Origin of the sequence: Pseudomonas sp. Y5-11 (assembly GCF_022368695.1) — a bacterium.
Classification (GTDB): domain Bacteria; phylum Pseudomonadota; class Gammaproteobacteria; order Pseudomonadales; family Pseudomonadaceae; genus Aquipseudomonas; species Aquipseudomonas parakoreensis.
The window spans coordinates 720,897-744,764 of sequence record NZ_CP058974.1 but is presented as its reverse complement, the minus strand read 5'-3'; the positions used below and the strand labels follow the sequence as shown (position 1 = coordinate 744,764).

The following is a 23,868-nucleotide window of genomic DNA, read 5'->3' as shown; positions in this document are numbered from 1 at the left end:
CAGGTGTTGAGACATGTACAACCTGACATTACAGATATTCAGTGCTGGGAAATGGCACGACGCCATGGTTCTAAGGTTCGACAATCCTGAAATGGGGTTCGAAAGTCGCTGCAGTTTCGGCTACGAGACGCCATACCTTGTCGAAAATATTGAAGCCATAGGCTCTTCGTTTTCCAAAGCCGTCAGTGCGCTGTATCCATTGGATTGGGAAGGGCGACGCTCCAGTACGCCCGCATTTGTCTATGACATTGCCCCCGCAGGAGCGGCCAAAAGATTTCTGCTTGCGCGTCTGGGGCAGGAGAAACCGGCGCATATCGGTGCCGATCTGTATCTGCTCGGCCAGAGCACTCCAGCCCCCATTGGCAATATGCGCGTAAAAGAGTCGGCCGAGGCTGTCGATGAGCGTGAGCCCATCGGATTCAAGCGTGAGGATGTCGTTCACCGCGACAGTCGCTTTTTGGAATACGCCTATGAGCAAGGCGCGGCAGTTGGTGGTGCTACAGGGGCAGGCGGTGAGGCACCGAAGCTATTGTTGGCTGAAAACAAGGCCGGCCTTTTGTACCCCGATGCGGTATTGGGCGATGAAGAGGTCAGGCAGCATTGGTTTATAAAATTTGCCAGAAACAAAGGAAGTCTGGTCGATCAAGATATCCTGCGTAGCGAGTTTCATTACTACAAGGCGCTTCAGAAACTCGGCATTGAAACGATCGCGGTAGAAGGTTTGGCATTAGAAGAAGCGAGTAAGCCGAGCTTGTGGATGCAGCGCTTTGATCGAGAAGTAACGAACGGTGAAGTTAGTCGTTTTGCTGTCGAGTCGATTTATTCACTGGCTGAAGTAACGGCGCCGGGAAGTGCAATGAACCATATGGATGTCATCCGCATGCTCGCCGGGCTCTGGCGAAAAGCAGGACAGGCTAGCCAGATTCCCGAACTTGTGATGGATTACTTACGTCGGGATCTGATCAACAAGATCCTCGGTAATTCGGATAACCATGGTCGTAACACCGCGATTATTCGCCAAGAAAGTTCGTTTCGTCTGGCGCCGATCTATGACTTGGCCCCGATGGTCATGGATGACGAGGGTGTGACCCGTACAACCAAATGGCCAAAAGATCTGGAGAGGGCGGGAGAGGTCGATTGGCGGGGAGTGTGCCGCGCATTGGCTGATATCACCGATCCCAAAGACCCTTTGGCAGGTTTGACTGACGCATCAGATCCTTTCGAACGCTTGCGTGAAGATGCCCAGCGTCTGGCGGCGCTCCCCGACCTATTGACGGCGAGCGGTTTGCCCGACAGAACGATGAATCACCCGGGAATCCATCTGAAAAATCTGGAGCAACGCTTGAAAGAGTGGGATCTGAAATGAGCATGACGGTAGCCGAGCGCACGGTGCTCATCGAAAACATTCAAGAGGCGCTGGCCCAAGGGACACTGGAGATCGGTGAAGCGGTTCGCCGTCTACGCGTGGAAGTGACCGGTCTGCATCAAACCCAGTTTGCCAGGATGTGCAAAATATCGGTTCGCACGCTGGTGCATATCGAGCATGGCGAGGGCAACCAGACATTGAAATCGTTGAATGCGGTGTTTCGTCCGTTTGGACTGAAAATGGGCGTGGTGCGGATCCGACGAGAGGTCAATTAAAACCCGACGCTGGCGCAAGGTGCTGGTTAACCTAGCTACGCCGCACATAAGCCTTGCCATAATGCCGCTCCATGCGCGCCTGAATCAGCTCCAGACCGATCGACATCAGCCAGTAAATGATCGCCGCCGTGGTCAGCATCTCGATGTAGCGGTAGCTCGAGCGTCCGTAGGACTGTGCCAGAAACATCACTTCCCAGACGCCCATCACCGAGATCAGTGACGAGTCCTTGAGCATCGAGATGAACTGGTTGGTGGTCGGCGGGATGATCGTGCGCATCGCCTGGGGCAGGGTGATGCGCCAGAAGATCACGCTCTCGCGCATGCCCAGCGCCAGCGAAGCTTCGCGTTGGCCGTAGGGCACGCCGAGGATGCCGGCGCGGAAAATCTCGCTCAGGTACGCGCCATAGTTGAGTGACAGGGCAATGATCCCGGCGACCACTGCGCCGGGCACCACGCCCAATTGCGGCAGGCCGAGGTAGATCAACAGGATCTGGATCAGCAGCGGCGTGCCGCGAAAGAACGAGGTGTAGAAACTGGCGATCCCGAACGCCACGGCGCTTTTCGACAGGCGCGCGAGGGCGGTGACGAAGCCCAGCAAAGACGAAGCGACGATGGCGCACGCGCAAAGAAACAGGGTCAGCGCCGCACCCTGCAGAAAGCCGTTGGGCGCCAGGTGCACGCCAAGCAGATTCGGCAGCTTGTCGAGGATGATCGAGAGCTTCAGATCGAAGCTCAGGAAAAACCCGGCGAACAGGCTGAACATCACCGCCCAGGTCAGGTACAGGCGCGTGCGGAAACCAAGCAGCCGTTGCAGGCGCGATTCAGCCACCGGTTGCGGCGGCTGTGGGGGTGTCGGGAAGGCAGTCATTGGCTGATATCGGCGCCGATCCATTTCTGCGACAGCGTGCTCAGCGTGCCGTCCTGCTTGAGTTGCGCAAACACCTCGCGCACCTTGGCGTCCCACTCGGCATCACCCTTTTCGATGGCCACCGAGTTCGGCTCCGAGTACAGCGGCGCGCCGGCCAGTTTGAAGCGCTGGTCCTGATTCAGGCGCGGCTGCGCGGTCACCAGGTTGGTGAGGATGGCGTCCAGGCGCACACCGGCGCCCAGGCCCAGGTCCTGGAAGGCGACGTTGTCGGTATCGTACGGAGCGATCTGCACATCTTCGAACGGGTACTCCAGGTGCGTGTCTTCGGCGCCTTCGATGACCAGATTCTTGTTCAGATAACTTTCGTAGCTGCTGGCGCTGGTCAGGCCGACTTTTTTGCCGCTCAAGTCCTTGGCGCCGTGGATGCGATCGTCCTTGGCGTTGACCACGATCACGGCGGGCGAGGCGTAGTACTCGACCGGGAAATCGAACACTTCTGCGCGGGCCTTGCTCGGGGTCATGGAGCAGATGCAGATGTCGTAGCGCCCGCTCCAGCGGCCGGCAGCAATCACGTCCCAGGATGGCGTTTCCAGGCGCAGCTTGACCCCCAGTTTTTCCGCGACGGCTTTGGCGACGTCGACGTCGAAGCCGTCGAGTTGATTCTGCTCATTGAGAAACGAGAAGGGCGGGTAGCTTTCCATCAGCACGCCGACCAGTTCTTTTTTCTGTTCGACGCGATCGAGTGTGGCGCCGCCGAAGGCTTGAGTGGACGCGGCCAGAATCGTCAGGCCCAAGGCCAGTAGCGGTTGAAGTTTCACAGTCGACACCTGAAAAAGGGGTTGTTATTAACCGAATGGTGCGTATTAAATAGTTATAAGAACTACTCTGGTAGTGAGAAATATTCATAAGCATATGAGCGAAAAGCATATGGGCACAGCAAGCACGGTAATTCTCGATGGCGGCATGGGCCGTGAGTTGCAACGCGCCGGGGCGCCGTTTCGGCAGCCCGAGTGGTCGGCGCTGGCCCTGATCGAAGCGCCGCAAGCGGTCGAAGCGGTGCACGCCGCTTACATCGCCAGCGGCGCCAAGGTGATCACCAGCAACAGTTATGCGGTCGTGCCGTTTCATATCGGCGAGGCGCGGTTTGCCGCTGAAGGTCAGGCTCTGGCGGCGTTGGCCGGGGAGCTGGCACAGCGTGCGGTGCAGGCTTCGGGCAAAGCGGTGCGGGTGGCCGGTTCGTTACCGCCGCTGTTCGGTTCCTATCGCCCGGATCTGTTCGAAGCGACGCGGGTGAACGAATTGCTGGCGCCACTGGTGACCGGCCTGGCGCCGCATGTCGATCTGTGGCTGGCGGAAACCCAGAGCTCGATCATCGAGGCGCGTTCCATTCGTGCCGGTCTGCCGCAGGACGGCAAACCGTTCTGGCTGTCGTTTACTTTGAAGGATGAAGACACCGACGAAGTACCGCGTCTGCGTTCCGGTGAGCCGGTGGCTGAGGCAGCGGCCGTGGCGGCGGAGCTGGGCGTCGAGACGCTGCTGTTCAACTGCAGCCAGCCGGAAGTGATCGGCGCGGCGATTGACGCAGCGCGCGATACCTTCGAACGCCTGGGCGTGCAGATTCATATCGGCGCGTATGCCAATGCGTTTCCACCGCAACCGAAAGAGGCGACGGCCAACGACGGCCTCGATCCGTTGCGCGACGATCTGGACCCGCCGGGGTATCTGCACTGGGCGAAGGATTGGCAGCGGCGTGGTGCCAGCCATTTGGGCGGTTGCTGCGGGATCGGGCCGGAACACATTGCGGTGCTGGCGCAGAAACTGGGGTAAACAACAGATCAAAAGATCGCAGCCTGCGGCAGCTCCTGCATGGGATTGATGTTCACCCTGTAGGAGCTGCCGATTTTGCTTTGACGATTTAACTACGGCACTCGACCAAGCCTTTCACCTGCCCGGTCGGCGTCTGGTTGGCATCGCTCAACCACTGCTCGAACCCTGCCGCAATCGCCGGCCACTCTGAATCCAGAATTGAATACCACGCGGTATCGCGGTTCTGGCCCTTGACCACCATGTGCTGGCGGAACACGCCTTCGAAGCTGAAGCCCAGGCGTTCGGCGGCGTATTTGGAGCGGGCGTTGCCGTTGTTGCACTTCCATTCCAGGCGCCGGTAGCCCAGCGCGAAGGCATATTTGGCGAGCAGGTACACCGCTTCAGTGCTTTTCGGCGAGCGCTGCATCGACGCGCCGAAGGTCACGTGGCCGATCTCGATGCGGCCCTGCGCCGGGACAATCGACATCAGACTCAAAATGCCCTGCACCTGGCCTGTAGCGCGGTCGATGATGCTGAAGAAATACGGATCGCTGCTGGCCGCATGGTTGTTCAGCCAGTCATTGAACGCGCTGCGCTGCGGAAACGGCCCGTAGGGCAAGTAATCCCACAGCTTAGGGTCGGCGCCGGGGCCCTCAAGGGCGTTAAACAGCTCGTCGCCGTGGCGCGCCGGGTCAAGTCTTTCCAGGCGGATAAAGCGGCCTTCGAGCAGTTTGCTGGTGGGCGCCGGGACGCCTTTCCAGTCGGCAAGGGAAGTGGTCATGCACGCGGCTCCTTAAATGGCTTTGCGAAACTGGATGAATCCCGGGCAATCGGCGATGCGCTCGTAGAGCTGGATCGCGGTGGCATTGGTTTCGTGGGTCAGCCAATGCACCTTGCAGCAACCGTCGGCCTTGGCAGTGGCGTAAACGTGTTCGATCAGCCGGCGTCCGACGCCAGTGCCACGGGTCTCTGGCACTACCAGCAGGTCCTGCAGGTAGCAGGAGTTTTCGATGCTCCAATTGGAACGGTGATAGATGAAATGCACCATGCCCACTGCTTTTCCGTCGGCCCAGGCGAGGGCGGCATGAGTCGGTTCGCTCGGGTCGAGGAAGCGCTGCCAGGTGCTGTGCGTGACGGTGTCCGGCAACTCGGTGTTGTAAAAGCGCAGGTAGGCCTGCCACAACGGCAGCCAGGCAGTGTGATCACCGGCAGTCACCGGGCGGATCTGGATCTGACTCATGCTGATTTCCTTAACGCATCAAGTGGGCGAGGGTCTGGTCATTGATGTCGGGGCTGGCAGCGAGGCCTTCGCGCACGCCGGCAATGTCTTCGGCGCTGCGGTTCTGGCTGAGCTTGCGCTTGCCTTCGAGGCGGTCGATGGGAATGGCGAAACCGACGATGGCCTTGAGCATGCCGTCGATGTAGTCGGCTGGCGCGTCGTCGACCTTCCACGGCTGCGCGCGCCCGGCTTCATGGCGATCAGTCAGTGTGCTGACGATGTCGAGCAGGCGCCTGCCGTCGCTGAAGGTTTCCGCGTGGCCGTAGGCGTGCACGGCGACGTAGTTCCAGGTCGGCACGACTTTGCCGTGCTCGGCCTTGCTCGGGTAAAACCCGGGGCTGACGTAGGCGTCGGGGCCGGCAAATATCAGCAGCGCTTCGGCGCCGTCGCGCAGGTCTTTCCATTGCGGATTGGCTTTGGCCAGGTGCCCGTACAGCGTGCCGTTCGGACCCTGTTCGCGGTGCAGCAGCACCGGCACATGGCTGGCTTGCAGACCGTTTTCACCGTGACTCACAAGAATGGCAAGGCGAGTGGCGAGGATCAGTTCGTGCAATTGCGACAGGTCGTCGATGGCAAAGGCGCGGGGCGTGTACATGGAGAGATTTTCCTTGGCGAATGCCTGCATCCTAGGCAGGCTATTGGTCTGTTGTAAGAGCCATTGATGACCAATTTCATAGGTCCATTGCAATGCCCGAATCGACCACACTGTCTATGCCGTTCAATCCGGCCGGAATCGAACTCGACCGCCGCCAAGGTTTGAGCCGTCAGCTTTATCAGGCGTTGCGCGCGCGCGTGCTGGATGGACGCCTGGCCAGTGGCACGCGCTTGCCTGCCAGTCGCGATTTGGCGCTGGCGCTGGCGATTTCGCGAAACAGCGTGGTGCGGGCCTATGACCAGTTGTATGCCGAGGGTTTTATCGAGGGGCGGGTGGGGGACGGCACGTATGTTGCCCAATTGCCCCAGACAGTGCTGCCGGCAAAAAAACTATCCACAAAAATATCCACAGGGTTTTCAACAGGCTTACCCACAGCCTTATCCACAGATGGGCTGGATTTGCCTGTGGATTCATCCAGCAAGGTTATCCACAGTGCTGCGCTGGCGCGCATCAAAAACAATCATTTGTCCCGTCCACCGAGTGGCCCGCCCCGGGCTTTTCGGGTGGGTGTTCCAGCGTTCGATCTGTTTCCTTTCGATGTCTGGGCCAAGCTGAATGCGGCTTTCTGGCGCAAACCGGATCTGCAGCAACTGTGTTACGGCGATCCGGCCGGCGATGCACGATTACGCGGCATGATCGCCGCCTATTTGCGCAGTTCACGAGGCCTGCCATGCACAGCTGAGCAAATTGTGATCACCAGTGGCGCGCAGCAGGGGATCAGTCTTTGTGCACAGCTGTTAGTCGAGCCGGGTGACGGCGTGGCGATCGAGAATCCGGGCTATCGGGCAGCCGGTCATGCCTTCGCCGTAGTCGGTGCGCGGTTGCACGGAGTGGCGGTGGACAGTGAGGGAATCGACTGCAATCAACTGGCGGACCTGAAGGACTGTCGGCTGACTTACGTCACACCATCGCATCAGTACCCCACCGGCGTGGTCATGAGTCTGGCTCGACGGCTTGAGCTGTTAGCCTGGGCCGAGCGCGCACAGGGCTGGATCGTCGAGGATGATTACGATGGCGAGTACCGTTACAGCGGTGCGCCGCTAGCCCCTTTGGCTGCCCTTGACCGACATGGGCGCGTCCTTTATGTCGGGACATTCGGCAAAGTCGCTTTTCCGGCATTGCGTCTGGGTTATCTGGTGTTGCCGCCGGGATTGGTGGATGCCTTTGCCCAACGGCGCGCCGTGGATGTGCGTCATTCGGAAGTCAGTACGCAAGCGGTGATGGCCGAGTTCATGGCCGCCGGGCATTTCCAGCGGCACATCCGGCGCATGCGTCGCGCGGCGTTGAGTCGGCGCAACAGTCTGCTCGGTGGCTGGCCGCAAGATATTGCGGGCATCGGCCCATTGCCCGCTGTCGCCGCCGGGCTGCACTTGACCGTTGCCGTCGAGAATGTGGCACGCGAACGCGAACTGATTGATCTGGCGCGCGGTGTCGATGTCGAAATCAATGCCTTGAGCAGCTATTGGCTGGAAGACTCGACGGTTCCGGTCGATCGTCGTGCCGGGCTGGTTCTGGGCTTCGCAGCCGTGTCTGAACAGGCGATCGAGGCGGCGCTCCAGCGTTTGCGAACGGTTTGGTGCACCCCTTTGACTTGAAGCGGGAGCCATGCAGGCGCCCGCATCCGTTCTCAAGGGCGTGGTTCGAGTTGCAGGAACACACTCGGATCACTGATCCGGCGCAAGACGTAATCAAGCGGCGTCAGACTACTCAAGGCTTTACGACGTTCGGCACTGAGCGACTGCAGGTGTGCATCGGCGATTTTCAGGTGTGCGGCGGTGAATTGTTCTGGCGGGTCTGCCAGCGAATCATAGTGAAAGTGCGCCAGCCACAGCGGTCGGTCCTGATCAGTGCTGTCGAGTATCTGATATTCCTGAAAATAATCCTGGCGCTTTTTGGTCCTGATCCGCCCCTGGTCGTTTCTTGCGACCCGCACTTGGTCGTTTTCCAGCAGCCATTGCAAGTAGGCTTGTCGCGGCTGGCGATGTTTGAGCAGTTCTGCGCGCACGGCGATGCCTTGGGCGCGCAGGCGCTCGGCGGCGCCGTTGAGTTCCATGCTCAAGGTTGCGACGGGCAGCCGCGTTCCACCGCCGGCGACGATGCGCGCCTGGGCTTGTTCAACATTGCTTGCCAACTGCTCCAGTCGGCGGGCCTGATTATTGAAGAGATCCTGCATGTCAGCCGGTATGCGGTTGGGTTTGAGCGCATCGCGACGGGTCCGGTCGATGAACGCCTGGACGTGCTCATTTTGCGTCAGGGCGTCATCGATGATGTCGATATCGTCGAGGTGCGCTTTGGGAGCCGCCTTCGGGGCAACCGGGAGTACTTGTTGCAGCAACGCGTCGCTCGCGGTTGCCGGCTTGGCGGGTGCAGGATCGCGTGGACGACTCTTGGTGACCTTGCCGGCGGGGCGAGACGGTCCTGCGACCGGTGGCTTTGCCGCGAGCGGCATGGCTCTGTCGGCGTTCTCCGGCAGCCCTTCGCTCAATTGTTCCTGGGCCAACTGCCTGAACTCACCGATAAGGCTTTTGATTCGCTCGATTTCGGTTCGGTCGATCATGTCGGGGTACTCGCCTGGCAAGTCGCCCAGACGTTGTTCGGCGTCATCATAGACATCGATCAACCGGCTCAAGCGATCGATGCGCGCCTCCACGCTCTGTCCCGTATCGGGCGATCTGAGCAAGGCGGCATGCTGGTGGCTGGCGGTTGCCGCTTCGACAATCAATACACCGGTTGCTTCCCGTGCCGCTTCGGTGGCCGTGGTACGCAGGCATAATTCATGGGACATGCCGATGGCATTCGATTTCAAGTCCCATTGAGTAAAAGCAGGCAGCAGGCTGCGCAATTGTTGGGCGGTGGTCATGCCGGCGCTGCCGGTAGCATCAAGCGCGGCGAGGGAGTCGCTGGACTGTTTCAGGCGGGCAATCATTTCCTGGCTCAACGCCAGGGTTTGTTGCACCTCCTGAATATGCGACTGCAATGCGCTCGATGAATCGATCACGGTGTTCTCGACCAGCTTTTGAGTCAGCTGCGAGTACGCGTTGCGTTTGAGGACGAACCAGAGGCTGAGGTTTTTCTGCAGCAGCACTGTCATGCGCTGCAACTCGCTGAAATAGCCCTCCGTTCCGCCCAGCAGGCGCCACTGGCCGAGGTTTTTCAGGGCCTCGTCGTAATCGCCTATGAGTTTTTCCACCTGCTCAAGGTAGCGTCTGGAGGCCTCTTCATGGGCTTGCCCCGAACTGCCCAGCAATGATGTCTGAGCGGTTTCCAGGGCGGCGTTAGCCGTGGCTTCCTGACCTCTGAAAACGTCCAGGGCCGAGCCCAGTTGGTTTCTTTGCGTTTCCTTTTCCTTGCGCTGAGCCTTGAGCCGGCTCTTGAGGCTTGTGCCTCCGGCGCCGCCGCGCAAGCGCAGTCGTGTGTCCACGAACCATTGACCCCGCTGGTTATGGATCAACAGAGGCCCGGTGTTTGAAGGCGTCTTCGGATAGACGATCAGCACCTGCTCGTCATCGTTTTCCATGACCTCAAACCAGCGCTCACCGACCTGGGCAAAGGTCTTTGAATTGAGGCGATACATGGGCGCCTTGCCGCGCAGCAAGGTTTCCAGATTGGCCGCGGTCAAGTCAGGAGGCGAGACTGCCAGCCCGTTCAAAAACGTTGCCAACGCCGATGTCGAGCGACGAGGTACCGAGCCGCTGGCTGCAAGCGAAGAGCAGTGGCTGTCAGGCAGCTCGCCAGTCATGACGGTATTGATGTGCGTAACCGTGGGCAGCGCAGGCCTCGTCGGGCGGATGATTTCGACTCTGGGCATTGTTGCGGTGCGGGTGCCGGTCTTGCGTCGAGCGGCGGCGTGATGGGCCAGAATCATCCCCATGTTCAGCAGCATGTCGGCAATGGCGCTCCATTGGGCACGCTGATCGCCGCGATTGTATGCGTCAACGACTTGATCAGTTTCACTGATGCTTTGCCAGACCCAGATCGCGGCTCCGGCCGGGCCGCAGAGAAAGTTTGCGGCCACGTTGAGCAGCGCCCAGCCGCTGTCGCGCAGCAGGTTCCAGCGTCGTTGCGCATTAGACAGTGATTGACGGTCCGCGAGCTCGGCCATCGCCAGTGCATGGGTCTTGAACAGGACCGTAAACATGTCCCCGGTCAGCTCTTGTGTGGACAACTCGACAGGCCCGGCCCAGTTCGCGGAGGTCCAGGGCTCGGCAAGCATTTGTGCCCCCAGCCATGGACTCGGCAGGCCGACAGGGAACGTGTATTGCTCATATTTGAAGCTGGTTTGCGAATCCGCCAGCCAGGCGAGTACCGAATCTCTCAAGGCGCCTGATTGATGCAAGGCGTACAACAGGTTTTGTGTCGAAGGGAACTGCAGCAGTGGCTGATCCATCAAGGGGCGATACAGCAGACAAGGCCCGGTCTCGTTATTGCGATCAGCGATGATGAACATATTGGTGACGGTGTCACCGTTGTCCTGCCCGGCCTGCACGAACTTCAGGGGACGGATGCCTACGGTACGCGGCCGGCCGGGCGTCGGTTTGAGCCATTCACGCACAAAGCGATAACCCTGCTCATCGATACCGCCAAGGCCACGCCGTTTGCACTCCAGCGCAATCAAGGGAAGCAGCGCTTGCAGTTGGCTGATGTAAAAAGCCTGCTGCAACGGTGCTTGCACCGGATCGTCAATCAATCTGTTTCTGATCAGTTCAGGGTAGGCCTGGCCAATATCAACCTTGGCCGCCATGTTCGTCAGGTAGGCGACCGTCAGCCAGGACGGCACCGGGTATGCCGGGCTGAACGTAATGGAGGCCAGATACGGCGCGCTGTTTTGCAGTGCGTACTCAGCCAGGGTTTCGGTGTGAGTGTCGTGCGGATTGGGCAGCGTCACGCCGCCCGATTCGAAACTATGGGTGACATGGATGCGCAAGTTCTCCAGCGGCAGCCCGACAGCAGTTTTCTGCTCGGCAAGAATCGCCTCACGCATACGGTTCTGTGCATAAGTGTCGATAGCCGGAATCGGTTGCAGGGCAGTGTCTGCCTGGCGATAAAGCTGGCCCAGGGCATTGATCGATTGGCTGTACTGATCAAGGTCGGCGGCCGATGCGCCAAACAGCCAGTCGGGTATTGCCTCGTTCAGACCGATGAGTGCGTTCGCTGGCGGCTCGCTGTCGTCCAGCACAGAGGGAAGAGTGCCGCTCGGCGATTGTGCTGCGGTGACGAGGCTTTGTCGGGTCAATGCCTTAATGGCATCCAGCTGGCTGGAGACCAGCGCCCAGGCCATGTGATCAAAGAAATTGCCTTCGGGTTCGAATAATTGCCACTGCAGGTTCTGACCGCTCGGCAATGCGATGCGCGAAGGCAATGAATCACCCAGTTGCTCAAGAGAGTCGTACGTTTCATAACCGTTTTCCACGGTGTACATCATGACCAGATCGCGTTGCTCGTAACGTCCGGTCACCACGGCAGCGCCCCCCAGAAGAAAGTGATGTGCGATGCCTTGAGCATCGACGCCATCCATATCCAGCAGGCATACCCGAATGGCCGCCAGTGTTTTGTCCTGGATCAGACGTTTCTGTTTATCGGGTTGCTGAGAGATGGCCCGCGCGACCCGGCACTGAATCTCATCCCAACCGTCAGCGCTGCTCACGTCCAGCGCTTTGCGCAATGCTTCGGACAGGGCCTGCCATCGCGGCACCTGGTGTTGAGTACTGTTCCAATATTCCAGCTGGTGTTCGGCAAAAGCCACGAACAGCAAGGGCGAGCAGTCATTGAGTACAACGGCAATGGTTTCGATATCGACGTCCAGATGCACCACGGGCGTGGCCTGGGGATTCAGGGTCAGATAGTGTTCGCCCTCCAGATAATTGGCACTGGAACCGCTCAGACAGTGGCGGATCAGGGTCTGGGTCAGCGATTCGTATCGGGTGGGCAAGGCCATCAGATTACCGTCGAGCCACTGCCATTGCGGTGTTGCGATCTTGGTCACATCGGGATCGATATCTCGTTGCGGATAGCGCGCTTTCAGTGCCTTGCGGAGCATGGTGGCGGCGACCTCATCGATTGTCGGGCCGCGACTGGTCTGGTGGATGATCAGGCTTTTTTGTAGCAGTGTCCGGGTTTCGCCGTTCTCTGAATCGTTGCTCATGGTCACTTCCTTTTGACGTGGCGGGTTCATTTGAAAAACAGTGCGCGTGCCTGCTGCGGGCTGATCGCGCTGCGATAGATGGCAATGATTTGCGGGTTGCTGCTGGCGGAGCTCAAATCGATGGCGCCGGCCAGGCGCCGCTGTTCCTGAAGTTTCAGGTGGGCCGCCGTGAAGGCATCGACAGGCGCGTCGAGGCTGTCGTAATGGAAGTGGGCGTACCATAACGGCCTGCCGGTGCCTCGCTCGCGAATCTCATACTCCTGCAAGTAATCCTTGCGCGGCCCTTTCAATCGGCGTCGGGCTCCGCTCGAGACAATGACGACTTCCTCCTTGCTTAATAACCATTGGATCCGGGCAGCCGTGGGCGGTTGTTGTTTGATCATTTGCACCCGCACCCGGTAACCCTCGGCGTACAGGCGCCCACAGGCTGCATGCAGCTGCGCGATCAGCGCGGGTGGTTCCTCGGTGCTGTTGGCCCGCAGGCGCGCCTGCTCCAGGTTTTTTGCCTGCTCATCAAGCTGTTCGGCCTTGTGCTGAAACAATTCTTCGATTTCTATCGGGATGCGCCCGGGCTTTTTCGCGTGCACCTCGGTCTGTCGGATGAATCCTTCCACGCCCTCCAGCAGCGTCTGGCCTTGAGTCAGTTGCGTGGCGAGATCCGTGGCGGAGGCCGTGGGGTGACGACGACCGGGCTGTACGCGCTCGACCCAGACTCCCGGAGTTTTTTCATGAAAGGTGGCAATCACGTTGCCGGTCATGGGCGCTTTTACATCGAGCAGGATCGGTTGTCCTGGCGCCGAAGGACGCAGTTCCCCAACGACCGTGCCTTTGAAACGGGTTTTGATGACTCGTTTGCGTGAAGCCGGCGCTGGCCTCGAAGGGCCGGGAAGAGGTTTGACAGGCGCGTGATCCAGCAGCAGTTGCGCCAGGTGCTTTTCGGTCTGCTGCTGGAATTCGCCGATTCGGGTGCGTAGATGTTCGAACGGCAGATCAAGGATTTCGTCCTTGTGGTTGACCTGAAAATCTTCGAGCGACTGAGCGATGTCGGCAAACTGTTCCAGCAGGTCGTTGAGGCCTTCGATCCGTTCGCTGGTCCCGAGGCTGGGGTGTTCGGTCATCAGTTCCTGAGAGGTCTGGATGACCAGATTGCTGCTGTCGATCAAGCGTACGAGATCGGCTTGCGCCTGGCTCGGGCCTGCCGGCGCCTGTTCTTTCAAACAGAGATCGCGCGCCAGCGAAACCTGCAGCGCCTTGAGATCGTTGACACTGTAAGCAGGAAGCTTAGTGCGATAGGTATTGGCGATTTGTGCGGCGCTCTTGCCCAACCGGCTCAGTTCCTGGAAGCGCGAGTGGGCGAATTCGATCCTGTTGATCATGCCTTCGCTTAAGTCTGACATCTTGCGATAGGTCGCAACGTCACCGGCACCTTGGGCCGCCTCTTGTGCTTCAAGCAGTACCAGGGTTTCCCTGAGCGCTTGAGCGAATGTGGGGTTGCGCTGATCGAGCCAGGTCTGGTTGAAGAACAACTGCGTACCGAGCATCTCGGTCATGGCGCTACGGAAGTTGGGCACCGTCTCCAGCAGATTCAACGCTTTCAACTGCTCGATCGGGGCCGCGTATTCTCCGGTCCGGCGCTCCAGCAGTTCGAGGAAGCGAGTCTGCTCGGTCAGTAATGTCTGGTCGCTGGCCGCCTTCATGGCGTTATAAGCGGCTGTCAGTTCCTGACGTGCCTGTTCGCGCTGGGCATCGAACTCCGTGAGTTGTTTCTTGAGCGCCGCGATGCGTTCGCGGTTTTCCTGGCGTTTAGCCAGGCGGCGTCTGGACAGGCCTCCTCCGCGCAGACGCAGGCGGGTGTCGACGAACCATTCGCCCCGTCGATTACGTATCAACGCAGGCCCATGTTGCCCAGGCTGCTGTTCGCTATTGATGATCGATACGTCACCCGTGGCCTCAACCGTTACCTCGAACCAGCGTTCACCTACTGGTGCGTAGTAGCGGGTGGCGTGACGGTAAAGATAGGCATGCAGGCCGGTTTCGCTGGCCGGTGGCACCAGTGAAGCCGGGCGAGTGACGGCGAAGCGATCAAGGGTTTTGGCCAGGTTCAATGCGGTATCGGTGTGCAATGAACTTCGGTGCTGAACCGGATGCTCGCCCAGCACATCGGCCTGCTGAACAATCGTCACAGGCGTGCGTGTCGAAGGCCTGCTGACGGTGTCGGCAAGGGTCGCTGACGCTCTTTCGGTTCTGTCATGTGCCCAGTTGCGCGTGTTGGCGTGATGGGCGAGCACCATGGCCAGGGTCAACAACAGATCGGTCATTGCGCTTTTCTGCTGCTCGGTGTCACCGGTGACGCCGGCATCGAGGGTTTGCTGCAAGTCGTCCAGAATTTGCCAGATCCACGCGGCGGTGCCTGCCGTACGCCCGAAAAACGGCAGCGCGGCGTTGAGAATCAGCCAACCCGCTCGCTTGAAACTTTCCCAGCGATTTTCGCTGTTAGAGATCGATTGTCGATCAGCCAGCTCGATCATGGCGCTGACATTGGCCTTGAAGACAGACGCCAGGTAATCGGTGTTGAGAACCTGTGTTCCCAGCGCCAGGGTTCCGCTCATTTGCAGCGACGTCAGTGGGTCGGCGAGCAGTTGCGAGAGCGACCATACCGTCGGCCGGTCGTCGCTGAACACATAGTTGGCGTAATTGGCACGGACGTTACCTGGCAGCCAGGCAAGGACTGATTGCCGCAGTGTCGGCGAATGCTTGATCGCGTAAAGCAGGTTGGCCGGCGAGGGGTACTGGCTCAGGCAATGATCAAGCAAAGGCCGGTACAGCAGGCATGGGCCCTTGTCCATCTGCCGGGGACCGATGACGTACATGTTGGCGACTTCGTCCGTGGATTGGCCCGGGCGCCACGCCGGATTGAGGGCCAGCGGGCGAATGACGATCTCTTGACCGTCAACCCGGCGATTGGCATCGACTATCTGCACGACGGCAGCGATATAGCGATACCCCGTCTCATCGACGCCGGCCTGTGCGCGGATTTTCTGTTGCAAGGCGAGCAGCGGCAGTTCAACGCGCAAGCGGCTGGTGAACAGGTTCTGCCGGCGCAGGCTTTCCAGCGAATCATCACGCAGTTTGCTTTTGATCAGGGCGGGATAGGTCCGGCCAATGTCGACCGTGGTGATCAGCGCTGCCAGATAGCTTGCCGTCATCCACGCCGGCACCGGGCTGCCGTTGAGACTGCACACGGTTTTGTTGCCCGTTGGCAGGCTGATGAGGTTTTGTAGCGCCAGGTCGCCAAGGCTGAAGGTACTGCGCTCGGATTCAAGCGGCGGCGCGAACGCGCCCCACACCACCACACTCTCCACCACGATCCGGATGTCGGCCAGATTCAGTTCCGCCGCATCGGGATGGTCCTTGAGCATCGCCTCGCGCAGTTGCTTCAGTGCGAACTCCTGAATCGGCGGGATACCGTCATCGAACGACTGCCCGCTGTTCTGGATCTGCACCTGCGCCAATTCCATCAAGTGGCGGCTGTAAGCGGTCAGATCGGTAGACGATGCCTTGGCCATCCATTCGGGCAGTGCTTGCTGTAGCTGCTTGAAACGAGAGGGCGATTGGCTGTCTGTCGGATTGAGTCCGTGAGTGGTGCGGCTGATAGGCGGGGCCAGACTGATTGAGTCGGTTTGTGTGGCGAGCGCAGTGATGGCATCGGCCTGGAGGGCGATCAGGTTGCACGCCAAGTGGTCGAAGTAATCGCCCTCAGGTTCGATCAATCGCCATTGCAAGGTGCCTGGCGGGCTGCCTTCGATCTGCGTGTGCAGTGACGCGCCCAATGCCTGCAACGAGTCGAAGGCCTGAAAGCCTTGAGTGATGGTGTGCGTGAGAATCAGCGTACGTTTGCCGAGCGTGCCGATCAGGACCGCCATATCGAGCACGTTGAGGTGCCTGGAAACGCCGTTGTCATCGGTATCCAGGTCGATCAGGCAGGCGCGTGAGAGAAAGTGGTCATGAACATGGCGCGTGGTTTTTTGCGGATAGTCGAAAAGACCGCGAGCCATGGCGCGCTGGTCGTCGTCCCAAGCTGGATGGGACTGCACGTTCCACAGCTCGCGCAGGGATCTGGCGAGCTCCTTCCAGCGTGGCATCGACGCGCGGGTCAACTGATTCCAGTATTCGACCTGTTGTTCGGCAAACGCAACGAACAGCAACGGTGCCAGTTCATTCAGCAGTCTGGCGATGGCTTCGATGTCGACGGGCAGTTGCACTGGGGTCGGTGCCAGAGGTTGCAGCGTCAGGTAGTGCTCGCCGTCCAGCCAGGTCACCGATGTGGCGCCAACGCCGAGACGCACGAGGATGTCAGTCAGGGATTCGAAATACCACGGTCCGGGGACGACCTGCTGATCCTGAACGGTCCAGCCTGGTGTCACGACCATGGCCAGTCGAGGATCGATTCGTAGTGTCGGGTACAGACTGTTGAGCGAAGGTTGCAGGGCGTTGGTCGCCACCTCTCTGATAGACGGCCCGGTGACCAGTTGCGTGAGAAGGGCATCCCGGTCGGTAGACAGCGCAGGGGTGGAAGAGGGGCTCGGTGTTTCGGTCATGGTCACATCCTTTGTGCAGGGCGGCAGGCACAGCGCGGGTGCGGTGGGCGATCCGTTGCAAGGTAGTGACAGGTGAAGTATTCGAGGTGGTAGATAGATATTGCAGGCAAAAAAAGACCTGCGCGTGCGCAGGTCTTGGTCATGCGAAGCGATCAGGTGCCGGACTTGATCTTGGTCCAGGCCCGTGTGCGCGCCCGTTCGGCATCACGCGGCAGCGGTTGCAGGGTGTAGAGCGTGCTCATCGCCGCATCGGTCGGGTACAGGTTGGGGTTGTTGCGGATCGCCGGATCGACCAGCCCGGTGGCGTCCTTGTTCGGGTTCGGGTAGCCGACGAAGTCGCTGACCGGAGCGATCACTGCCGGTTGCAGCAGGTAGTTGATGAAGGTGTAGGCGTCTTGCGGATTCTTCGCGCCCTTGGGAATGGCGAGCATGTCGAACCAGATCGGTGCGCCTTCCTTGGGCAGGCGCATGTCGACCACGACACCGTTCTTCGCCTCTTTGGCGCGGTTGGCCGCTTGCGAGAAACTGCCGGAATAACCGACCGCGACGCAGATGTCACCGTTGGCGATGTCGGCCATGTACTTGGATGAGTGGAAGTAAGTGATGTACGGTCGGATCTTCATCAGCAGCGCTTCGGCTTTGGCATAGTCCGCCGGATTTTTGCTGTTGGGATCCAGACCCAGGTGTTGCAGGGCCAGCGGCAGAATCTCCGACGGCGAGTCGAGCAGGGCGACGCCGCACTGCTTGAGCTTGCTGATGTTCTCTTCCTTGAAAATCAGGTCCCAGCTGTCCACTGGCGCGCTGTCACCCAGTGCGGCCTTGACCTTGGCCGGGTTGAAACCGATCAGGATGGTGCCGTACATGTATGGCACGGCGAACTGGTTGCCCGGGTCGTTGGCCTCAATCAGCTTCATCAGTTTCGGATCGAGGTGATTCCAGTTCGGCAGTTTGCTGCGGTCCAGCGGCTGGAACACCCCGGCCTCGATCTGCTTGGCGAGGAACACATTGGACGGCACCACCACGTCATAGCCGGAGTTACCGGTCAGCAGCTTGGCTTCCAGCGCTTCGTTGGTGTCGAAGATGTCGTAGACCAGTTTGGTCTGGCTGTTCTGCGCCTTGAAGTCTTCCAGCGCCTTGGGCGTGATGTAGTCGAACCAGTTGTAGACGCGCAAGGTGCGTTCTTCGGCGTGGACGCCGACGCTGAGCAGCGCCGCGCACAGGGCTGGCGCCATGCAGTGCTTGAGTCGGTTCATTGTTCGAACCCTTCCAGCACGTTCACCGCGTTGATGCCGATTTCTTCGACGGCGTAGCCACCTTCCATCACGAACAGCGTCGGTTTGCCGAGGGCGGCGATGCGCTTGCCCATCGCCAGGTAATCCGGGCTGTCGAGCTTGAACTGCGAGATCGGGTCGTCCTTGAACGTGTCGACGCCCAGCGACACGACAATGATGTCGGCGCCATAGCTGTCGATCTCGTTACAGGCCTGCTCCAGTGCCGCGCTCCACACCTCCCAGCCAGATCCGGCCGGCAGCGGATAGTTGAAGTTGAAGCCTTCGCCGGCGCCTTCGCCGCGTTCATCCTCGTAGCCGAGGAAGAACGGAAACTCGGCTTCCGGATGGCCGTGGATCGAGGTGAACAGCACGTCGCTGCGCTCGTAGAAAATCGACTGGGTGCCGTTGCCGTGGTGATAGTCGACGTCGAGGATCGCGACTTTCTTGTGGCCGGCATCGAGGAATGCCTGAGCGGCAATGGCGGCGTTGTTGAGGTAGCAATAACCGCCCATCAAGTCGCTGGCGGCGTGGTGTCCCGGTGGCCGGCACAGGGCGAACGCACTGTGTGCGCCACGCTGGATTTCCGCCTGGGCAGTCAGCGCCACTTGCGCTGCACTGTAGGCGGCTTGCCAGGTGCCGGCGGTGATCGGCGCGCCGCCGTCGAAGCTGTAGTAGCCGAGCTGGCCGTGCAAGCTGGTCGGTTTGATCTGGCGCAGCGTGCGTGCCGGCCAGGTGTAAGGCAGCAGGTCGCCGTCGGTGTTGAATTCGGTCCAGCGCGCCCAGGCGCCTTTGAAGAAGTCGAGGTAGTCGCGGCTGTGAATCCGCGCGATCGGCTCCAGTCCGAAGTCCTTCGGCGCCTCCACCGAACCGAGGTTCTGGTGCTGTACCCGTTGCAGTACGTGGTCGGCACGCGATGGCATCTCGAAGCACGGCTTGAGCTGGCCGTCGATGAGCTCGCAGCGGCCGTGGTGCAGGTGGTGATCGTCCGAGTAGATGGTCAGCATTTGTTGTTCTCCGCAGGGGCTGATTCGGTTGCCCCCAGTGTTGCGGCGCGCGGCGCAACGGAGAACGGCAGGAAAGGCCAAAAGGGGATCGATATGGCCAAAAAAACTGACCGCAATTCGCCCCTTTCCAGCAGATCAAAAGATCGCAGCCTTCGGCAGCTGCTACACAGATCGGCGTAGGAGCTGCCGAAGGCTGCGATCTTTTGATCTTCAGGGTCTGAACTGGCTCGGCGCCACGCCGCTCCAGCGCACGAACGCATGGCGGAAGCTTGCGGTTTCGCTGAAACCCAGGGTCTCGGCGATGCGGTAGATCGGCAACTGATCCTCACACAGCATCTGCTTGGCGCGCTCGAAACGCAGTTCGTCGAGCAGCTCCTGATAACTGCTGCCCATGTCCTTGAGGTGACGGCGCAAGGTGCGCGGCGAGCATTTCATCTGCTGGGCCAGCCCCTCGAGGCCCGGTGCTGCATTGAGCTGGGCACTGAGCAGCTGGCGAATCCGCCCCAGCCACGCCTGCCGTCCGGTGAATTCGATGTTCTGTTTGCGGCAGCGGTCGGCCATGGCCTGATGCGTGATGCTGTCGGCCAGTGGCAACGGTTGATCGAGCCAGCGCCGGTCGAAGGCGAAGGCGTTGTCTTTGGCGGCGAAGTGCAGCGGGCTGGCGAAGTGCTCGGCATAACTGTCGCGATAATCCGGCGCGGCATGTTCAAAACGCGTCGCCAGCAATGGCAGCGGATGCCCGAGCAGGTCGTCGCAGATGACCTTCAGCGACACCAGGCAGAATTCCGCGTTGAACACCGCCATCTCCGGGCTCTCGCGGTAATCGGCAGCGACGAACCAGACGCGCTCGCCATTGTCTTCCAGGCTCAGTTCGAAAAGTGTTCCCAACAGCGCCGGATAGCGAATCGCCAGGCGCAAAGCGTCACCGAAGGTGGCACAGGTCAGCAGCGCGTAACCGAGGATGCCGTAGCAGGAAACGTGCATCCGCCGGCCCAGTTCCAGGCCAATGTCGTGCTTGAGCGCAACCGCGTTGGCGCACACCTGCATTTCCTGATTGGTGGTGATGCGCGTGTCGGCGCGGTTCAGATCCGCCGCGCTGATGCCGCTGCCGGCCAGTAGCGCGTCGCTCGACAGGCCTTCATCTTTGAAGATGTTGAGGATTAGAGAGACGGCGTTGAGGGTAGTGAGGTGGGAGTGCAGCATGTGATCTTCCAGCCTGGGGGTGCTGAAAACGGCAGCAAGTTATATGCCGCACACAGATCAAACGGTGGGAGCGCTGTTGTGGCGAGGGAGCTTGCTCCCGCTGGGGCGCGTAGCGGCCCCAAAACACGGCGATTGCTGCGCAGTCGAGCGGGAGCAAGCGCCCTCGCCACAGGGGATCACTCCCGCAAGGGGGCGGGTGGTGTCAGATCAGCTCGCCANCAAAACACGGCGATTGCTGCGCAGTCGAGCGGGAGCAAGCGCCCTCGCCACAGGGGATCACTCCCGCAAGGGGGCGGGTGGTGTCAGATCAGCTCGCCACACAGATCGAGTTCGATCAGCCGGCGCACTTCAGCCGATTCCAGGCCAGCACCGAGCAACGCCTGCAACTTGCCGAACGCCGCTTCACGGGTCATACCGCCACCGGACAACACACCCACGCCACGCAAGCGGCTGCCGGCCTCGTAAACGTCCAGCTCGACCCCGCCTTCATGGCACTGCGTGACCGCGACCACCACCACGCCGTTATCCCGCGCGCGGCCAAGGCTGGCGAGGAACTCGGGATTGTCGCTCGGCCCGGTGCCGCTGCCGTAGCACTCCAGCACCAGCCCTTGGATACCGCCGTCGAGCAACCCGTCGACAATCCCGGCGCTGATGCCGGGGAACAGTGGCAGCACAGCGACATTCGCCAATTGTTTTGGCTGGTCGTAGTGCAGCGCTGCCGGAATCGACGTGGCTTTCATGCCGCCGCCCTGACGCGTCAGGCGCTTGAACGGATGACGGCCGAAGCTGCGCACTTTCGCGCAACGCGTCGGCGCCAGCAGCTCACCGTGAAAGTACAGGTGCACACCCGGCGCCAGACCTTGGCCGAGAGCGACCAGCGCGCCACCGAGGTTTTCCCAGGCATCGCTGTCGGTGACGCCGGCCGGTAGCATCGAGCCGGTGAAACACACACGGGCATGCAGGCCGAGCAACTGAAAGCTCATCGCCGCAGCGCTGTAGGCCAGGGTGTCGGTGCCGTGCAGGATCAGCACGCTGTCGCAGCCTTGCACGTCCACCGCATCGACCACCGCTTCGCGCAGTTGCTGCCAGTAGGCCGGGGTCATGTTGGCGCTGTCGATCAGCGGTGACATTTCCCGGAAGCGCCATTGCGGCACCACCAGTTCGGGCTGGCTGTGCAGGTACTCGCGCATGCGGGCTTCGAAACCGGACGCCGGGGCCAGACCGTTGGCGCTGGCCTGCATGCCAATGGTGCCACCGGTGTAGAGCACCATGACGTGTTGGGCGGCGGGATAAGTCGACGAATTCATGGGGATTCTCCGAAAGGATGAGGTCCTTGTGGGAGCGAGCCTGCTCGCGATGGCGATTCATCATTCAGCATTGATGTTGGCTGAAAGACAGCTATCGCGAGCAGGCTCGCTCCTACAGGTTATTGCATCACAATAACTGACGGGCGCAGGGGATGCGCCCGTCATTCACCTGTCAGCGTTGCGCTGCAGGGATGCCTTGCGGCTCGACTGCGGTCTTGCCGGCGGCTGGCGCCTCGGTCGGCCAGGCCTTCAGGTCCAGATCCAGATCGGTAAATTTGCTGGAGTCGAACACCGGCTGCTTGATGCCGGCGCGGCGCTGTTCGTCGTAGTCGCGCATCACGCGCATGCCGACCTTGAACAGCATGGCCAGGGCCATCAGGTTGACGAAGGCCAGGCAGGTCATGGTGATGTCGGCGAAGGCGAACACGGTCGACAGATCCTGCATCGAACCCCATACCACCAGCGCCAGCACCAGACCGCGGAACACCATCAGCACAGCGCGGTTGCGGCTGAGGAACTGCAGGCTGTTTTCGCCCAGGTAGTAGTTGTAGAGGATGCAGGTGAAGACGAACAGCGACAGCGCAACGCTGACGAAGATGCGCCCCCAGTCACCGACCACGGCGGCCAGCGAGTTCTGGGTCAGGACGATGCCGTCACCTTCGAAGCCCGGGGTGTAGAAGCCCGACAACAGGATCAGCAGCGCGGTGCAGGTGCAGATCACGAAGGTGTCGAGGAACACGCTGAAGGCCTGAACCACGCCCTGAGCGCCCGGGTGTTTCACCGAGGCCACGGCGGCGACGTTCGGCGCACTGCCCAGGCCCGCTTCGTTGGCGAACACGCCACGCTTCACGCCCATGACGATGGCGCTGCCGAGCAGGCCGCCGAAGGCCGGGTCGAGACCGAAGGCGCTTTTGAAGATGGTTTCCAGCATGGCTGGCACGTGCTCGATCTGGGTGCCGATCACGTACAGGGTCACGCCGATATAGGCCAGGGTCTTGACCGGTACCAGCAGGTCGGACACTGCAGCGATGCGCTTGATGCCGCCGATGAAGGTGATGGCCAGCAGCACCGCCAGGACGATCCCGGTGTGGCGTGGGTCGAAGGCAAAGGCGTTTTGCAGCGAGTGGGTCACGGTGTAGGACTGCAGGCCGATGAAGGCGAAGCCGTAGGTGACCAGCAGCAGGATCGAGAACACCACCGCCATGCCTTTGAGTTTCAGGCCGTGCTGGATGTAGTAGGCCGGGCCGCCACGGTACAGGCCGTCGCCGTCGGCGCGCTTGTAGACCTGCGCCAGGGTGCATTCGAAGAAGCTGCTGGACATGCCGACCAGTGCGGTCACCCACATCCAGAACACCGCACCCGGACCACCGAGGGTCACGGCGATGCCGACACCGGCGATGTTGCCTGCACCGACGCGGCCGGCAAGGCTGAGCATCAGGGCCTGGAACGAGCTGAGTTGCCCGCCGCTGCTTTTCAGGCTGTCGCGGAACACCGCGAACATGTGGAAGAAGTGGCGCAATTGAACGAAACGCGAGCGAATCGTGAAGTAGCTACCGAGCCCGACAATGAGCACGATCAGTACTTTCCCTGAGAGGAAGTCGTTGATGACTTCGAGCATGGATTTTTCCTCGCTGTTTTTTGTGTAAGCAAATGCTGGATGTTCAGAAACATCGCGTTACACCGGTTTGCGCACGGCACAACAGGTGAGGCGAAGGTTTCGTCCCGGTCCATTTCGCGGGTTTGTTATTAGTTCGGGTTTCGCATGGGTTATGGCCTCGTTACCGACGACCGCTCACGCGAAGAGGGGCGGCACTATACCGATCAGTGCGGCGCCCGTCTGCACGCTCGTGGTGCAAGCGACGAAACGAGAGTTGCTGCAAAATCAAAAGATCGCAGCCTTCGGCAGCTCCTACAGTGTTACATCCATCATGTAGGAGCTGCCGTGTTGTGGTCGAATTTTTTTAGACCATGATGTAGGAGCGTCGATTTAAGGAAGCATCATGGGATATCGGGTTGTTACGTCAGAGGAAAAAGCAGAAGCCATTCGCTTGGTCGTGGAGATGAATTACTCCATCCCTAAAGCCTGTGAAGCTA

At 60.3% G+C, this 23,868-nt stretch carries 16 protein-coding genes; 4 read left to right on the top strand and 12 right to left on the bottom strand.

Going from position 1 to position 23,868, the window contains the following annotated elements; genetic code table 11:
- Window positions 1-13 precede the first annotated feature (13 nt).
- Together HXW87_RS03350 and HXW87_RS03345 are read left to right on the top strand one after the other, a co-directional pair.
- Window positions 14-1,366 carry a HipA domain-containing protein gene (locus tag HXW87_RS03350; protein ID WP_239778432.1) on the top strand — a complete coding sequence of 451 codons (1,353 nt, stop codon included), beginning with the start codon at window positions 14-16 and terminating at the stop codon, window positions 1,364-1,366.
- Window positions 1,363-1,641, top strand: coding sequence for a helix-turn-helix transcriptional regulator (locus HXW87_RS03345; RefSeq protein ID WP_239778431.1), 279 nt, complete (start codon window positions 1,363-1,365; stop codon window positions 1,639-1,641). The genes HXW87_RS03350 and HXW87_RS03345 overlap by 4 nt, the downstream gene beginning before the upstream one ends.
- 31 nt (window positions 1,642-1,672) lie before the next feature.
- On the opposite strand, the gene HXW87_RS03340 is transcribed toward HXW87_RS03345, so the two are convergent.
- Complete coding sequence (locus HXW87_RS03340; protein WP_047297332.1) at window positions 1,673-2,509, bottom strand: amino acid ABC transporter permease; 837 nt, start codon at window positions 2,507-2,509, stop codon at window positions 1,673-1,675.
- Window positions 2,506-3,327 (bottom strand): ABC transporter substrate-binding protein, encoded by an 822-nt coding sequence (locus HXW87_RS03335; RefSeq protein ID WP_222017547.1) that lies wholly within the window; start codon window positions 3,325-3,327, stop codon window positions 2,506-2,508. Before HXW87_RS03335 ends, HXW87_RS03340 begins: the two co-directional genes overlap by 4 nt.
- Before the next feature lie 109 nt (window positions 3,328-3,436).
- Between HXW87_RS03335 and HXW87_RS03330 the strand changes: the two genes are divergently transcribed.
- On the top strand, window positions 3,437-4,336 hold the full coding sequence (locus HXW87_RS03330; protein WP_239778430.1) for a homocysteine S-methyltransferase family protein: 900 nt from the start codon (window positions 3,437-3,439) through the stop codon (window positions 4,334-4,336).
- An 88-nt stretch (window positions 4,337-4,424) separates the two neighbouring features.
- Here the strand turns inward: HXW87_RS03330 and HXW87_RS03325 are convergent, their stop codons facing one another.
- Genes HXW87_RS03325 through HXW87_RS03315 form a run of 3 tightly spaced genes read right to left on the bottom strand, consistent with a single transcriptional unit; the run spans window position 4,425 to window position 6,189 of the window.
- Window positions 4,425-5,096, bottom strand: coding sequence for a GNAT family protein (locus HXW87_RS03325; protein WP_047297329.1), 672 nt, complete (start codon window positions 5,094-5,096; stop codon window positions 4,425-4,427).
- Between the two features lie 12 nt (window positions 5,097-5,108).
- Window positions 5,109-5,555 carry a GNAT family N-acetyltransferase gene (locus HXW87_RS03320; RefSeq protein ID WP_239778429.1) on the bottom strand — a complete coding sequence of 149 codons (447 nt, stop codon included), beginning with the start codon at window positions 5,553-5,555 and terminating at the stop codon, window positions 5,109-5,111.
- A 10-nt stretch (window positions 5,556-5,565) separates the two neighbouring features.
- Window positions 5,566-6,189, bottom strand: a complete 624-nt coding sequence (locus HXW87_RS03315; protein WP_182403103.1) for an FMN-binding negative transcriptional regulator — start codon at window positions 6,187-6,189, stop codon at window positions 5,566-5,568.
- Window positions 6,190-6,281: 92 nt separating this feature from the next.
- Between HXW87_RS03315 and HXW87_RS03310 the strand changes: the two genes are divergently transcribed.
- Window positions 6,282-7,844, top strand: a complete 1,563-nt coding sequence (locus HXW87_RS03310) for a PLP-dependent aminotransferase family protein (RefSeq protein ID WP_239778428.1) — start codon at window positions 6,282-6,284, stop codon at window positions 7,842-7,844.
- Between the two features lie 32 nt (window positions 7,845-7,876).
- On the opposite strand, the gene HXW87_RS03305 is transcribed toward HXW87_RS03310, so the two are convergent.
- The 7 genes from HXW87_RS03305 to HXW87_RS03275 form a co-directional block, all read right to left on the bottom strand.
- Window positions 7,877-12,391 carry a hypothetical protein gene (locus HXW87_RS03305; RefSeq protein WP_239778427.1) on the bottom strand — a complete coding sequence of 1,505 codons (4,515 nt, stop codon included), beginning with the start codon at window positions 12,389-12,391 and terminating at the stop codon, window positions 7,877-7,879.
- A gap of 26 nt (window positions 12,392-12,417) precedes the next feature.
- The gene (locus tag HXW87_RS03300; protein ID WP_239778426.1) at window positions 12,418-16,989 is read right to left on the bottom strand and encodes a DUF6543 domain-containing protein; all 4,572 of its coding nucleotides are present in this window, start codon (window positions 16,987-16,989) and stop codon (window positions 12,418-12,420) included.
- Between the two features lie 152 nt (window positions 16,990-17,141).
- Complete coding sequence (locus HXW87_RS03295) at window positions 17,142-18,242, bottom strand: polyamine ABC transporter substrate-binding protein (RefSeq protein WP_239778425.1); 1,101 nt, start codon at window positions 18,240-18,242, stop codon at window positions 17,142-17,144.
- On the bottom strand, window positions 18,239-19,264 hold the full coding sequence (locus HXW87_RS03290) for a histone deacetylase family protein (RefSeq protein ID WP_182403093.1): 1,026 nt from the start codon (window positions 19,262-19,264) through the stop codon (window positions 18,239-18,241). Before HXW87_RS03290 ends, HXW87_RS03295 begins: the two co-directional genes overlap by 4 nt.
- 210 nt (window positions 19,265-19,474) lie before the next feature.
- The gene (locus HXW87_RS03285; protein ID WP_239778424.1) at window positions 19,475-20,467 is read right to left on the bottom strand and encodes an AraC family transcriptional regulator; all 993 of its coding nucleotides are present in this window, start codon (window positions 20,465-20,467) and stop codon (window positions 19,475-19,477) included.
- 302 nt (window positions 20,468-20,769) lie between these two features.
- Window positions 20,770-21,774 carry an asparaginase gene (locus tag HXW87_RS03280; RefSeq protein ID WP_121182786.1) on the bottom strand — a complete coding sequence of 335 codons (1,005 nt, stop codon included), beginning with the start codon at window positions 21,772-21,774 and terminating at the stop codon, window positions 20,770-20,772.
- Window positions 21,775-21,946: 172 nt separating this feature from the next.
- Window positions 21,947-23,392, bottom strand: coding sequence for an alanine/glycine:cation symporter family protein (locus tag HXW87_RS03275; protein ID WP_239778423.1), 1,446 nt, complete (start codon window positions 23,390-23,392; stop codon window positions 21,947-21,949).
- Between the last annotated feature and the right edge of the window lie 476 nt (window positions 23,393-23,868).